Below are 14,339 nucleotides of genomic sequence, written 5' to 3' on the forward strand. Positions count from 1 at the left end.
CGCTCAGTCCTCGCCCAGCAGCTTGCCGTCCGCGGTCTGGAACTGCTTCTTGAACTTGTCCACCGCTTCGCCGAGCTCCTGGATCGTGTCGTCGGTCATCTTGCCGCCCTCGACGATGCTGGTCAGGAGACCCTTGTTCTCGCGGTGCATGTACTCCAGCAGCTCGCGCTCGAAGCGGCGGATGTCCTCGACGGGGACGTCGTCCATCTTGCCGTTGGTGCCGGACCAGACGGAGACGACCTGGTCCTCGGTCGAGAACGGGTTGTACTGCGACTGCTTGAGCAGCTCGGTCATCCGCTTGCCGCGCTCCAGCGCGCCCTTGGAGGCGTCGTCCAGGTCGGAACCGAAGGCGGCGAACGCCTCGAGCTCGCGGTACTGGGCGAGGTCCACACGGAGCGAACCGGTGATCTGGCGGATCGCCTTGTGCTGCGCGGAACCACCGACACGGGAGACCGAGATACCGACGTTCAGCGCGGGACGCTGGCCGGCGTTGAAGAGGTCGGACTCCAGGAAGCACTGGCCGTCGGTGATGGAGATGACGTTGGTCGGAATGAACGCCGACACGTCGTTCGCCTTCGTCTCGACGATCGGCAGGCCCGTCATCGAGCCCTTGCCCATGTCGTCGGAAAGCTTGGCGCAGCGCTCCAGCAGACGGGAGTGCAGGTAGAAGACGTCGCCCGGGTAGGCCTCACGGCCCGGCGGGCGGCGCAGCAGCAGGGAAACGGCGCGGTAGGCGTCGGCCTGCTTGGTCAGGTCGTCGAAGACGACGAGGACGTGCTTGCCCTGGTACATCCAGTGCTGGCCGATGGCGCTGCCGGTGTACGGGGCGATGTACTTGAAGCCGGCCGGGTCGGACGCCGGGGCGGCGACGATCGTCGTGTACTCCAGCGCACCGGCCTCCTCCAGGGCGCCGCGTACGGACGCGATGGTGGAGCCCTTCTGGCCGACGGCGACGTAGATGCAGCGGACCTGCTTGTCCGGGTCGCCGGAGCGCCAGTTGTCGCGCTGGTTGATGATCGTGTCGACGCAGAGCGCGGTCTTGCCGGTCTGGCGGTCGCCGATGATCAGCTGACGCTGGCCGCGGCCGATCGGGGTCATGGTGTCGACGGCCTTGTAGCCCGTCTCCATCGCCTCGTGGACCGACTTGCGGTCCATGACCGAGGGGGCCTGCAGCTCGAGCGCGCGGCGGCCCTCGGACTCGATGTCACCGAGGCCGTCGATCGGGGCGCCCAGCGGGTCCACGACGCGGCCGAGGTAGCTGTCGCCGACCGGAACCGACAGGACCTCGCCGGTGCGGCGCACCTGCTGGCCCTCCTCGATGCCGCTGAACTCACCGAGGACGACCGCACCGACCTCTCGCTCCTCGAGGTTGAGGGCGAGGCCGAGGGTTCCGTCCTCGAACTTCAGCAGCTCGTTCGCCATGGCCGAGGGAAGACCCTCGACCTTCGCGATGCCGTCACCGGCAACGCTGACCGTCCCGACCTCTTCGCGCGAGGCCGCGTCCGGTTCGTACGACTGGACGAAATTCTCCAGCGCCTCCCGGATCTCATCCGGCCGGATCGTGAGCTCCGCCATCTGGGTTCCCTGCTCTCCTTGTTGGGACCGTATCGATCTTCTACGGCCCAACTCGGGCCGCTAAGTGATGCTGTTGAGTTGGTGTGGCGCGAACGCCTTCGCACCTTGTGTCCGGCGTCAGCCGGCCAGGCGCCGCTCCGCCTCGCTGAGACGGTCTGCGATGGAGCCGTTGATGACCTCGTCGCCGACCCGCACCCTGATCCCGCCGAGGATCTCCGGGTCCACGTCGAGATTCAGATGCATCTCGCGTCCGTAGAGCCTCGCCAGCGCCGAACCGAGACGCTGCCGCTGCTGGTCACTCAGCGGCACCGCCGAGGTGACGACAGCCACCGAGCGGCCGCGCCGCTCCGCCGCCAGCCGGGAGAGGGACTCCAGCCCGCCCTCCAGGCTACGTCCCCGCGGACGTACCACGAGACGCGTGACGAGACGCTCCGTCGTCGGCCTCGACCTGCCGTCGAGCAGCGTGTGCAGCAGCTGCACCTTCGATGACGCCGGGGCTTTCTCCCCTGTCAGCGCCGCACGCAGGTCGGGGGACGAGGCGACGGTACGGGCGAACCGGAACAGCTCGTCCTCGGTCTCGTCCAGCGCACCGTCACGCTCCGCGGCGATGAGGTCGGCGGTGTCCGCCAGCTCCTCGGTCGCGTCCACCAGGTCGCGCGGGGCGGACCAGCGGGACCGCACCATTCCGGAGACCAGGTCGACGGTCGACCCGCCCACCTGGTCGCCGAGCACGCTCGCGACCAGCTCGGCCCTGCGCTCACCGCTGTGCGACGGGTCGGCCAGCACACGGCGCAGCGAGACCTCGCGGTCCAGCAGCGCCGTGACTTCGGCCAGCTCGTCGGCGAGCTGCTTCGGGTCGACCGACGTGCTGTCGGTCAGCGCCGTCAGGCTCTCGCGGGCTGCGGCGAGTGCGTCACGGCTCGCGCCGATCATCGGGTGGCCTCGGCCTTCTCCTCGAGGTCCTCGAGGAAGCGGTCGATGACGCGGCTCTGGCGTGCGACGTCCTCGAGGGACTCACCGACGACGCGGCCGGCCAGGTCCGTGGCCATGCGGCCGACTTCCTGACGCAGTGCGACGGTCACCTGACGGCGGTCCGCCTCGGTCTGCGCGTGGCCTGCGGCGATGATCGTGTCGCGCTGGCGCTGCCCCTCCTCGCGCATCTCCGCGATGATCGCAGCACCCTGCTCACGTGCCTGCTCGGTGATCCGGGCCGCCTCGTGGCGGGCCTCGGCGAGCTGGGCCTTGTACTCCTCGAGAGTCTGGTTGGCCTCGGTCTGCGCCTCCTGCGCTCGCTCCAGGCCACCCTCGATCGCGTCCTGCCGCTCGTCCAGGGTCTTCTGGATGGTGGGCAGCAGCTTCTTACCGAGGACGCCGAAGACGATGAAGAAGGCGATCAGGCCGACGACCAGCTCCACGGGCTCGGGCAGCAGAGGGTTCTGCGCGTGCCCCTCCTGAGCCAAGAAAGTCAACATGTCCGAACCTTTCGTCGGGAATGGCTACCGGCGTCCCGCTTACGAGAAGATGAAGGGGACGACGAGGCCGAGGAGCGCGAGGACCTCACAGAGCGCGAAGCCGAGGAACATGTTGGTACGGATGATGCCCATGGCCTCGGGCTGACGGGCCATGGCCTCGATGGAGTGGCCGAAGACCACGCCGATACCGACACCGGGGCCGATTGCGGCGAGACCGTACGCGACGGCTCCGAGGTTGCCCTTGATGTCGACGGCAGCGAGGTTGACAAGCTCAGCAGTCATCTTCTTCTTCCTATGTGATGCGGTCCGCTGGGGGCCTTCCCAGCGAAGTTCCGTTGGTACGAGGGGAGTTCGGTCGGATCAGTGGGCCTCTTCGAGCGCTCCGCTGATGTAGATCGCGGCGAGCAGCGTGAAGATGTACGCCTGCAGGAACTGGATCAGGACCTCGAAGGCCGTCATGCCGACCGCCAGGAGGAAGGATCCACCCGCGACGGCGGCAAGGAACGAGGGGGTCACCAGATACCAGGCGGCGGCGCTGAACATCACGATCAGCATGTGGCCGGCGAACATGTTGGCCCACAGCCGCACCGCGAGGGTGAACGGACGGGTGATCACGTTCTGGATGAACTCCAGGAGCACGATCAGCGGTACGAGGGGCTTGGGAAGACCGTCGATCCACACCAGGTTCTTGACGCCGCCCTTGAGTCCGTGGGTCTTGAACGTCAGGAACATGTACGTCACGAACACCAGCAGCGCGAGTGCCACCGGGAACGCGAACCGTGACGTCGACGGGAACTGCGCCAGCGGGATGATGGCCATGATGTTCATGATCCACACGAAGAAGAAGATCGACATCAGGAAGGGGACGTACTTCTTCCCCTTCTTGCCGATCACATCGCCGGCGATGCTCTTCGCGATGAAGTTGTAGCCGATCTCTCCGACCAACTGCAGCTTCCCCGGGACCAGCTTCGGCTTGCTGAACGCGGACCAGAAGAAGCCGACGACGATCACCATGCAGATGATCGCGATCAGCATCGGCTTGGTGAACTCGAGGCCGCCGACGGTGAAGATCGGCTTGAACTGGAACGAGTGAAGGCCCGGCGCGGGAAAAGCGCAGCCTGCGTTGATGTGGCAATCGGTGTTAGCCAGCAGCGTTAGGGCGCTCACCCGTGACTCCTTCGTCGTGACGCATAAGTGACGGCAACCTTGTGTGTCAGCGCGGCTGGTGAGACCGCTTGTCGGCACGGGGGACAGAGTGTGGCGATGCCACGGCGGTCGACCCGGAGTGTGCACCGAGGACCGGGCACCCGGGATCCACGCTGCGGCCACAGCTCCGGATCCGAGTACACCGCAGGCCGCCGGGGCGCTGCGCTCCTCTGGCGAGCGGGCCCCACACGGCCGGATGCGTTTCCGGACGATAGCAGATCGGGATCAAGCCCCTGGCGCTCCCCCTCACGTCTCATCCCGAGGCTCCGACTTCCCCGTGTGCGCTGCCCCCTTGGCGGGCGCGGACGGTACGGGATCGACGTAGAGCATCTTGCTCGTGAGGCTGTGGCGGACCTGGCCGCCGACCCACGCCAGGGCGGTGACGAGCAACGTGAGGGCGAAGGCCCGGCTGTTGAAGAGCGTGGTCCCGCTGAAGACGATGATGAAGACGCCGATGAGGAGCATCTGCACCGTGTAGACCAACATCCCGGCCATCATCGTCACTTGCGGCTTGTCCTGGGTGATGCGCATGAGCGCTGCGAACCCGAGGCCGAAGAAGACGGCGACGACGGCGACCGCCACGAGCGCGCCGATGAGACCCTTTCCGCCTGCCGTCAGCGCACTGACGACGGTGGCGACGACTCCCACTGGGGCGGCGAAGACCGCCGAGCCGCGGAGAATCCGGGCATCGTTGGACTGCATGAGGGCAGCTCCGGCGAGGTCGGGGGCGGGCGATGCCTGCCTCGACGGACCACACTCCCCGAGGAGTTGTGCGCCAGCCGAAGGCAGTTCGCCGGTGACGACGTCCCCTTCTCCGGTCTGGATACGAGGACTCGAAAACCGCAGATCCGGCGCGGCGTCCTCCGCCCCGGTCCTCGGTTCATCCGGCTTTCGTGAACGCTATCACAAACTATTTGATGAGGTCTTTACCTACTTGGTGTGCTCGCTGTCACACGCAGGGCCCGAACTCCGAGCGCCCCGTTGACCGTTGCGGCCCATCGCCGTGGCGCCGTTGAGCCCCGCGAATGCGGGCTGAGGTGCGGTTTCCGCCTTTTCGGTTTTCTCCTTCTCGGCCACCTCGGCCGAATTCCCGTTGCCCACGGCGAATTGCGCATTCTTCTCGATATCCACCAAAGACGGTGAATCGGGCGAAGCATCGGAAACCGGATCGTCTTCATTCGCATTGTCCGCATCGGCGGCCTCACGCCTGTAGCGCGGCGGCACGAAAGCGTAGGCCCAGCGCGGCACTTGCGGCGTGAAGCGCGGCATCAGCAGAACCACGAGCCCCACGGCGCTCAGCAGGACGATCGCAAGCACGATGCCGAGGCTGGAGGACTGCACCGAGAACGCGACCGCTCCGAAGGCGATCAGTGCCGACCAGAAGTACATGATCAGGACCGCGCGGCTGTGCGAGTGCCCGATCTCCAGCAGCCGGTGGTGCAGGTGCCCCTTGTCCGCCGCGAACGGCGACTCACCGCGCCAGGTCCTGCGGACGATCGCCAGCACCAGGTCGGCGACGGGGATCGCGATGATCGTCAACGGCAGCAGCAGGGGCATGTACAGCGGCACCATCGTGTGGACCGCGGAGCGCACGGAGCCGGTGTGCTGCACCATGAGGTCCGGGTCGACCTGACCGGTGATCGAGACCGCGCCCGCGGCCAGTACAAGACCGATCAGCATCGACCCCGAGTCGCCCATGAAGATCCGCGCCGGATGCATGTTGTGCGGCAGGAAACCCAGGCACATGCCCATCAGGAGCACGGCGAACAGCGTTGCCGGCGCGGCCGCCTCGACGCCGTAGCCGTACCAGATCCGGTAGGCGTACATGAAGAACGCTGCGGCGGCGATGGTGACCATGCCGGAGGCCAGGCCGTCCAGGCCGTCGACGAAGTTCACGGCGTTGATGGTGATCACGACGAGCGCGACCGTCAGCAGCGTGCCCTGCAGCTGGGTCAGCGCGACATTTCCCACACCCGGGACCGGCAGCCAAAGGATCGTGAGCCCCTGAAGCACCATGACGCCCGCGGCGATCATCTGGCCGCCCAGCTTGACCAGCGCGTCGACGCCCCACTTGTCGTCCAGGACACCCAGCAGCCAGATCAGCCCGGCACCGGAGAGCAGTGCGCGCGGCTCGTCGGAAAGGATGAACAGCTCGCCGATGTTCGTGAGTTGGGAAGCGACCAGGAGCCCCGCGCACAGACCGCCGAACATCGCGATGCCGCCGAGGCGCGGAGTCGGTTCGCGGTGCACATCGCGCGCCCTGATCTGAGGCATGGCCTTCGCCGCGATGGCGAACTTCCGCACCGGCCCGGTCAGGAGATAGGTGACCGCTGCCGTGACACAGAGCGTCAGCAGATATTCACGCACGGGTTCCCCAGGGGTTTCGCTGTTCCTTGGCCCCACACCATAGGACACCTGCGCGGGGCCGGCGGTTTCACGTATGCGGACAACAGATCCCCTAACGGGCGGGAACGCCCGTCAGAGCCGTGACGACCGGGTCCAGGGCCTTGCTGATCTCGTCGCCCACCGAGCGGAAGTACGGGATGGGAGCACCGTACGGATCATGGATCTCGTCGGCCTCGGGGCTGGGCGCCAGCAGCCAGCCCCGCAGGGCCGCAGCGGCCTGCACCAGGGCATACGCACGCTCGACGACGCCCTCGGCGGAGCGGGGATCGGGCAGGGTCGCCGCGTCTATCGCCCGTACGAGACGTGTGAACTCCTTGAGCGTGAATGTACGCAGCCCGGCCGAATGCCCCATCGAAACGACCTGCGCCCGGTGGTCACGGGTGGCGGTGAGCACGAGGTCCGCCCGGATCACGTGCTCGTCCAGCAGCTCGCGGCCGCGGAAGCCCTCGGGGTCCGCCCCGTGCTCCAGCAGCACCTCGGCCGCGTGGTCCTCCATCGGTGCGCCCTCGTGCCCCCAGGTGCCGGCGCTCTCCACGAGGATGCCCCCGCTGCGGCCGTCTCCGAGCCGCTCCTCCAGGGCATGCCGGGTCAGCCGCTCGGTCAGGGGCGAGCGGCAGACGTTGCCGGTGGAGACGTGGAGGATGCGGAAGGCACCGGCGGTGCCCGTGCCGGAGGCCTGTACTGCGCCCCATGCCGAGCCTGTGCCGCTTATGCCGCCGGGTTCCGCGGTGCCACGCCCGTGCGGGGTGTTCACTGCAGATATCTCCCGGCCTGCCCGTCCGCGGGCCGCTTCCTCCGGCTCCTGCGCCCGGCCCGGCCGGGATCGGAAACCGGGGTGGGCCGGGGGCCGAACCCGTGCCCCGGCGGCAAGGACGCACCGGTCCGGATGAGGACCGCCGCGGCCCTCCTCCCGGTCACGGTGCCACCTCCAGGTCGGGAACGACCTTGCGCAGCTCCTCGGCGCTCAGCGCACCCGTGCGCAGCAGCACCGGCGTCGCGCCGGTGACGTCGACGATCGAGGACGGCACGGAGTCGGGCGTCGGGCCGCCGTCGAGGTAGACGGCCACGGAGTCGCCGAGCATCTCCTGCGCCGCGTCGCAGTCCTGCGGCGCGGGGTGACCCGTGAGGTTCGCCGAGGAGACGGCCATCGGCCCGAACTCCTTGAGCAGCTCGATGGCGACGGGGTGCAGGGGCATCCTCACGGCCACGGTGCCGCGGGCATCGCCCAGGTCCCACGTCAGCGACGGCTGGTGCTTGGCGACGAGCGTGAGCGCGCCCGGCCAGAAGGCGTCGACCAGCTCCCAGGCCGCCTCGGAGAAGTCGGTGACGAGACCGTGCAGCGTGTTCGGAGAGCCGACCAGCACCGGTGAAGGCATGTTCCTGCCACGCCCCTTGGCCTCCAGCAGATCGCCGACGGCGTCCGGACTGAATGCGTCGGCGCCGATCCCGTACACCGTGTCCGTGGGGAGCACGACGAGTTCACCGCGGCGCACCGCCGAGGCGGCCTCACGAAGGCCGGTCTTGCGGTCGGTCACGTCGGTGCAGTCATAACGCCGTGCCATTACGGCACCTCCCTGCGGGCTGTGGCGAATCGGGGCCTGTTGTTGAGGTCGGGGTGGTCCGCCGCGTCGGCCCAGCCGCGGTCCTCGGTGAAGATCCAGGGGACTTGGCCGCCCTGGGTGTCGGCATGCTCGATGACGACGAGACCGCCTGGGCGCAGCAGCCGGTGTGCCGTGCGCTCCAGACCGCGGATGGTGCTCAGCCCGTCCTCCCCGGAGAACAACGCCAGTTGCGGGTCGTGGTCGCGGGCTTCGGGTGCCACATACTCCCATTCGGTGAGCGGGATGTAGGGCGGGTTGGAGACCACCAGGTCGACCTGGCCGTCGAGTTCGGGGAGCGCGGTGAGCGCGTCGCCGTGGTGCAGCGTGACGCGGCTGCCCTCGACGTTCTTCACCGCCCAGCCGTAGGCGCCCTCGTCCAGCTCGACGGCGTGCACCCGCGAGCGCGGCACCTCCTGCGCGAGGGCGAGCGCGATGGCTCCGGAGCCGGTGCACAGGTCGACGATGAGCGGTTCGGCGACGTCCATGGCACGTACGGCCTCTATCGCCCAGCCGGCGACGGACTCGGTCTCGGGACGGGGCACGAACACCCCTGGCCCGACCTGAAGTTCGAGGTAGCGGAAGAAGGCACGGCCGGTGATGTGCTGCAGGGGCTCGCGGGCCTCGCGGCGTGAGACGGCCTCCCAGTAGCGCGCGTCGAAGTCGGAGTCCGGGACCAGGTGGAGCTCGCCGCGCTTGACGTCGTGCACATACGCGGCCAGCTCCTCGGCGTCGAACCGCGGCGAGGGCACCCCGGCGTCGGCGAGCCGCTGGGTCGCCTGTGCCACCTCGGCGATCAGCAGACCGCGTGGGTTCGGGGGCCGCCCCCCGGACGAATGCAGCATCTTCTCTTCCGTACCAACCGTCCGTACGCGCGCTTACTGGGCCGCGGCCAGCTTGGCCGCGGAGTCGGCGTCGACGCACGCCTGGATCACCGCGTCCAGGTCGCCGTCGAGAACCTGGTCGAGGTTGTAGGCCTTGAATCCGACGCGGTGGTCGGAGATCCGGTTCTCGGGGAAGTTGTACGTCCGTACCCGCTCCGACCGGTCCACCGTACGCACCTGGCTGCGGCGGGCGTCAGAAGCCTCCTGGTCGGCCTCCTCCTGCGCGGCGGCCAGCAGCCGGGCGCGCAGGATGCGCAGCGCCTGCTCCTTGTTCTGCAGCTGGCTCTTCTCGTTCTGGCAGGAGACGACGATGCCGGTCGGCTCGTGGGTGATGCGCACCGCGGAGTCGGTGGTGTTGACGGACTGGCCGCCGGGGCCCGAGGAACGGTAGACGTCGATCCGCAGATCGTTCGCGTTGATCTCGACATCGACGTCCTCGGCCTCGGGCAGCACGAGGACACCGGCGGCCGAGGTGTGGATGCGGCCCTGGGACTCGGTCGCGGGCACGCGCTGCACGCGGTGCACCCCTCCCTCGTACTTCAGACGGGCCCACACGCCCTGGCCGGGCTCCGTCGCGCCGCCGCCACCCTTGGTCTTCACAGCGACCTGAACGTCCTTGTAGCCGCCGAGGTCGGACTCGGTGGACTGGATCAACTCGGTCTTCCAGCCGACGCGTTCCGCGTAGCGCAGATACATGCGCAGCAGGTCGCCGGCGAAGAGCGCCGACTCGTCGCCGCCCTCCCCCGCCTTGATCTCGAGGATGACGTCCTTGTCGTCGCTGGGGTCGCGCGGCACGAGCAGCAGCCGCAGCTTCTCCGTCAACTCCTCGCGCTGGGCCTCGAGTTCCTTCACCTCGGCGGCGAAGTCCGGGTCGTCCGCGGCGAGTTCGCGAGCGGTGGTGATGTCGTCCCCGGTCTGCTTCCAGGAACGGTACGCAGCGATCACCGGCGAGAGTTCCGCGTACCGCTTGTTGAGCTTGCGGGCGCGCGCCTGGTCGGCGTGGATCGCGGGATCGGCGAGCTGGTTCTCCAGCTCGGCGTGCTCACCGATCAGTTCCTCGACCGCCTCGAACATCGTTTGTCCCTTTACGTGAAGAAGGAAGAGCCAGGCAGCGCGAAAGAGCGCCGGCCCCTCACGCCCGGGGGCGTGCCGAGGAGACCGGCGCTCGGGTGGTGCTACTTCTTGGCGGAACCGGCGCCCTTGCCGAAGCGGGCCTCGAACCGAGCCACGCGGCCACCGGTGTCGAGGATCTTCTGCTTGCCGGTGTAGAACGGGTGGCACGCGGAGCAGATGTCGGCGCGGATCTGGCCGCCGCTCACGGTGCTGCGAGTCGTGAAGGAGTTGCCGCAGGTGCAGCTCACCTGGGTCTCTACGTACTCGGGGTGGATGTCGCGCTTCAAGGTGTCTCCTATTTCCTGGAGGGCACCGGGTCGGAGGACGGGCTTGTCCGCCGTGAACCGGGGCCGACGGTCCAGTCTGCCATCACTGGCCGTACCTCCCAAAACCGGGGGCGGGCGCCCGATATTCCCGTACGCGCCCCCGGGAGGGCCTCAGCCGACCACGCTGCCGGCGTCGCCGGCCTCGCTCGCCGAGCCCTTCTCCGCGGACTTCGGTATGGCGGCGTCCCGCTTGATCGCGGCCCACATCCTGGCGGCCTTGGACTCCATCGGCACGACGCGGTTGGGGTCCTGCGGGTCGTAGGTCACCGGCAGCGTCGACATCTGGATGTCGTCGGACTTGATCCCCTTGAGCATGCCCGCCAGCCCGGCCAGGTCGCTGACCGAGTCCAGGTCGGAGTCGGTGGTGACGGCCGAGGTCGCGCTGTCGGCGAGGTCGTACAGCTTCTTCGGGCTGCTGAAGACACCGACGCTGTCGACCTGGTCCATGAGCGCCTTCAGGAACGCCTGCTGCAGCTGGATGCGCCCGAGATCGCTGCCGTCGCCGACCCCGTGACGCGTGCGGACCAGACCCAGGGACTCCTCCCCGCCGAGCTTGTGCGGCCCGGGCTCCAGGTCGAGGTGGCTGTCGGGGTCGTTGATCGGCTTCTTGGTGGTGACCTCGACGCCGCCGAGGTTGTCGATCAGCTTCTTGAAGCCGGCGAAGTCGACCTCCGCGTAGTGGTCCATGCGCACGCCGGACATCGACTCCACGGTCTTGACGGCGCACGCGGGGCCGCCGACCTCGTAGGCGGAGTTGAACATCGCCCGCTGCGGCGGCACCGTCCCGCGGCCGTCGTCCTTCACGCAGCCGGGGCGCTCGACGATGGTGTCGCGCGGTATCGAGACGATGCTCGCCTTGTCGTGCTTCTTGTTGATGTGGACGACCATCGCGGTGTCGGAGCGGGCGCCGGCCTGGCCCTTGCCGTACTTGGCGTTCGCACCGGACCGGCTGTCGGAGCCGAGGACGAGGATGTCCATCGAGCCGTTCGGGGTGTCACCAGGTCTGTGCTTGCCGAGCTTGGCGTCGATGTCCACGCCGGAGATGTTGCCGTTGAGCTTGAAGTAGGCGAAGCCGAGACCGGTGCCGCCGAGGACCACGGCTGCCGCGGCGGTCCAGGCCGCCGCCTTGAGGGCTTTCCGGCGGCGGGTGTGCGGCCTGCGACGGCGGCCGCTGGCGCGCAGCCCGCTCCGGGAGCGGCCCGTGGCCGCGTCCGGCCCGCCGGTGCTCTCCTCAGCCATCGTCACTTACCTCAGTCCTGCCGTGTGGCCTTGCCGTCTGTCTCGGTACGCCTGACATCACCCGTGGTTCACGCCTTCGGGCAGGGTTGCACACGGTGTGACGGTGATGCTCCGCCAGTGAGGGCCGACGTGCTTCGCAAACGTGGGCCCCGAGAGGGAACTTCACCCGTACGACCTGGACGGATGCCCTTTTGCGACGTGTGCCGCAGGGCCCACGGACCGGACTGCGGCTGTGGCCAAGCTCTCAGGTCCGGTCACACAGAGCGAGGACCGCCCCACCACAAGTGGCGGAGCGGTCCTCGCTCCCGAGCCCGCTGGGGCCCGGTACGAACTCCCCGGTCAGTCGCCGCCGTTGCCGGGGGTGGGGGTGGTCTTCTGGATCTGGAGCAGGAACTCGGTGTTGGACTTGGTCTGCTTCATCTTGTCCAGGAGCAGCTCGATGGCCTGCTGCTGGTCCAGGGCGTGCAGGACCCGGCGGAGCTTCCAGATGATCTGCAGCTCGTCGCCCGCCATGAGGATCTCCTCCTTGCGGGTGCCGGAGGCGTCCACGTCCACCGCGGGGAAGATCCGCTTCTCCGAGAGTTTCCGGTCCAGCTTCAGCTCCATGTTGCCGGTGCCCTTGAACTCCTCGAAGATCACCTCATCCATCCGCGATCCGGTCTCCACCAGCGCCGCGGCCAGAATCGTCAGCGACCCGCCGTCCTCGATGTTCCGCGCCGCACCGAAGAACTTCTTCGGCGGATACAGCGCCGTGGAATCCACACCACCGGACAGGATCCGCCCCGAAGCCGGGGCCGAGAGGTTGTAGGCACGGCCCAGACGCGTGATGTTGTCCAGCAGCACCACCACATCGTGACCCAGCTCCACCAGCCGCTTCGCACGCTCGATCGCCAGCTCCGCGATCGTGGTGTGATCCTCCGCGGGACGGTCGAAGGTCGAGGAGATCACCTCACCCTTCACCGACCGCTGCATGTCGGTGACCTCTTCCGGCCGCTCATCGACCAGCACCACCATCAAATGGCACTCCGGATTGTTCACCGTGATCGAGTTCGCGATCGACTGCAGCACCATCGTCTTGCCCGCCTTCGGCGGCGCCACGATCAACCCACGCTGCCCCTTACCGATCGGCGAGACCAGATCGATGATCCGCGAGGTCAGCTGGTTCGGCTCGGTCTCCAGCCGCAGCCGCTCCTGCGGATACAGCGGCGTGAGCTTGTTGAACTCCGCCCGCGACCTGCCGCCCTCCGGCGAGGCACCATTGACCGAGTCCAAACGCACCAGAGCGTTGAACTTCTCCCGCCGCTCACCCTCACGCGGCTGCCGCACCGCACCGGTGACGTGATCACCCTTACGCAGACCGTTCTTACGCACCTGCGCCAGCGACACATACACATCATTCGGACCCGGCAGATACCCCGACGTCCGCACGAACGCATAGTTGTCAAGAATGTCCAGGATCCCGGCGACCGGGATCAGCACATCATCCTCGGCGATCTGCGGCTCAGCATCCTCACGCCCACCACGACGTCCGCGGCGGTCCCTGTACCGGCCCCGGCGGCCACGCCGGCCGCCGTCGAAGTCGTCGTCGTCCCGGCGGTTGCCGCCGCCCTGGTTCTGGCTCTGGTTCTGGCCGCCGCCCTGGTTCTGGCCGCCACCGCCGTCGCCCTTGCCGCGGCCGCGCTGACGGTCGCGCTTGGAGGGGCGGTCCCCCTGCTGCTGACGGCCACCGCCGTCGCCGCGACCATCACGGTCGCCGCGGCCGCTGCCGTCGCCCTTGTTCTGCTGGCCGCCGTCGCCGCGGCCGTCCGCCTTCCCCTCGGCGGTGTCCACGGCGGCTTCCGCCTTGCCGCCCTCACGGCGGCCCCGGCGGTCGCCGGCGGGCTTCTCCTCGTTCGCGGGCTGTCCGGGAATGTCGATCTGGCCGGAGTCCTGCTGGCCCTCCGCGCCGGTCTCTCCCGTACGCGCCCGGGACGTGGCACGGCGCTTGGGCCTGGCGGCGGACTGGTCCTCGCCTTCCCCGGCGTCCCCGTCCCTGCCGTGGGCGGCGGGCGCGTCGGTGGCTGAACCTCCGCCTGTCTGCCGCTCCTTGATGGTTTCGATCAGCTGGCTCTTCCGCATCCGCGCGGTGCCCTTGATGCCGAGGCCGGAGGCAACTTGCTGAAGCTCCGCGAGCACCATGCCCTCGAGTCCGGTGCCTGAGCGCCGACGCTTGGGCGCGGCACCGGAGGCAGCGGCAGAAGCGTCCTTGGCAGGCACGTCGGCTTTCTCCGCGGGGGCACTCCCGGAGGAGCTGCCACCCGAGCCTTCGGACTCAGGAGGAGCGGCGTTCACGCCCATCAGATCGGTGGTGTCGCTCACAAAGGGTCCTTCCCTGGAGCGGACGTCGGCCTGTCTGGCTCGGCGACCGGTCGTGCTGTCCGGCGATGGTCCTGCGCGCGGACCTGGCCGAAACGGTGGTTCCCGCCTGGATGTGTGGCGGGGAGATCAATTCAGGTTCGACGTACAAGGTGAATGTGCGTC

At 68.4% G+C, this 14,339-nt stretch carries 14 protein-coding genes; all 14 read right to left on the reverse strand.

Going from position 1 to position 14,339, the window contains the following annotated elements:
* Positions 1-3: 3 nt before the first annotated feature.
* Positions 4-1,575, reverse strand: a complete 1,572-nt coding sequence (gene atpA, locus G4Z16_RS09145; protein ID WP_197350366.1) for a F0F1 ATP synthase subunit alpha — start codon at positions 1,573-1,575, stop codon at positions 4-6.
* 117 nt (positions 1,576-1,692) lie between these two features.
* Positions 1,693-2,508 (reverse strand): F0F1 ATP synthase subunit delta, encoded by an 816-nt coding sequence (locus G4Z16_RS09150; protein ID WP_197350367.1) that lies wholly within the window; start codon positions 2,506-2,508, stop codon positions 1,693-1,695.
* The gene (locus tag G4Z16_RS09155) at positions 2,505-3,047 is read right to left on the reverse strand and encodes a F0F1 ATP synthase subunit B (protein WP_197350368.1); all 543 of its coding nucleotides are present in this window, start codon (positions 3,045-3,047) and stop codon (positions 2,505-2,507) included. The genes G4Z16_RS09150 and G4Z16_RS09155 overlap by 4 nt, the downstream gene beginning before the upstream one ends.
* 39 nt (positions 3,048-3,086) lie before the next feature.
* Positions 3,087-3,329 carry an ATP synthase F0 subunit C gene (gene atpE / locus G4Z16_RS09160; protein WP_028435191.1) on the reverse strand — a complete coding sequence of 81 codons (243 nt, stop codon included), beginning with the start codon at positions 3,327-3,329 and terminating at the stop codon, positions 3,087-3,089.
* 78 nt (positions 3,330-3,407) lie between these two features.
* The gene (atpB, locus tag G4Z16_RS09165) at positions 3,408-4,214 is read right to left on the reverse strand and encodes a F0F1 ATP synthase subunit A (RefSeq protein WP_197350369.1); all 807 of its coding nucleotides are present in this window, start codon (positions 4,212-4,214) and stop codon (positions 3,408-3,410) included.
* A 285-nt stretch (positions 4,215-4,499) separates the two neighbouring features.
* Positions 4,500-4,955 carry a Cg1360 family ATP-synthase-associated protein gene (locus G4Z16_RS09170; RefSeq protein WP_197350370.1) on the reverse strand — a complete coding sequence of 152 codons (456 nt, stop codon included), beginning with the start codon at positions 4,953-4,955 and terminating at the stop codon, positions 4,500-4,502.
* 228 nt (positions 4,956-5,183) lie between these two features.
* Positions 5,184-6,620 (reverse strand): MraY family glycosyltransferase, encoded by a 1,437-nt coding sequence (locus G4Z16_RS09175; protein WP_246530752.1) that lies wholly within the window; start codon positions 6,618-6,620, stop codon positions 5,184-5,186.
* A 91-nt stretch (positions 6,621-6,711) separates the two neighbouring features.
* On the reverse strand, positions 6,712-7,413 hold the full coding sequence (locus G4Z16_RS09180) for an arsenate reductase/protein-tyrosine-phosphatase family protein (RefSeq protein WP_197350371.1): 702 nt from the start codon (positions 7,411-7,413) through the stop codon (positions 6,712-6,714).
* Positions 7,414-7,573: 160 nt separating this feature from the next.
* Positions 7,574-8,221, reverse strand: coding sequence for an L-threonylcarbamoyladenylate synthase (locus G4Z16_RS09185; RefSeq protein ID WP_197350372.1), 648 nt, complete (start codon positions 8,219-8,221; stop codon positions 7,574-7,576).
* A complete protein-coding gene (gene prmC / locus G4Z16_RS09190; RefSeq protein WP_197350373.1) occupies positions 8,221-9,102 on the reverse strand; it encodes a peptide chain release factor N(5)-glutamine methyltransferase in 882 nt (293 codons plus the stop codon). The genes G4Z16_RS09185 and prmC overlap by 1 nt, the downstream gene beginning before the upstream one ends.
* Positions 9,103-9,135: 33 nt before the next feature.
* Positions 9,136-10,215, reverse strand: a complete 1,080-nt coding sequence (prfA, locus tag G4Z16_RS09195; protein ID WP_197350374.1) for a peptide chain release factor 1 — start codon at positions 10,213-10,215, stop codon at positions 9,136-9,138.
* Between the two features lie 101 nt (positions 10,216-10,316).
* Positions 10,317-10,541 (reverse strand): 50S ribosomal protein L31, encoded by a 225-nt coding sequence (rpmE, locus tag G4Z16_RS09200; protein ID WP_070010905.1) that lies wholly within the window; start codon positions 10,539-10,541, stop codon positions 10,317-10,319.
* 150 nt (positions 10,542-10,691) lie between these two features.
* Positions 10,692-11,819: an LCP family protein gene (locus tag G4Z16_RS09205; protein ID WP_197350375.1), complete on the reverse strand. Its 1,128-nt coding sequence runs from the start codon at positions 11,817-11,819 to the stop codon at positions 10,692-10,694.
* Between the two features lie 339 nt (positions 11,820-12,158).
* Positions 12,159-14,177: a transcription termination factor Rho gene (gene rho / locus G4Z16_RS09210; RefSeq protein WP_246530753.1), complete on the reverse strand. Its 2,019-nt coding sequence runs from the start codon at positions 14,175-14,177 to the stop codon at positions 12,159-12,161.
* Between the last annotated feature and the right edge of the window lie 162 nt (positions 14,178-14,339).

The sequence above is a fragment of the Streptomyces bathyalis genome (genome assembly GCF_015910445.1).
Taxonomy (GTDB): Bacteria; Actinomycetota; Actinomycetes; order Streptomycetales; family Streptomycetaceae; genus Streptomyces; species Streptomyces bathyalis.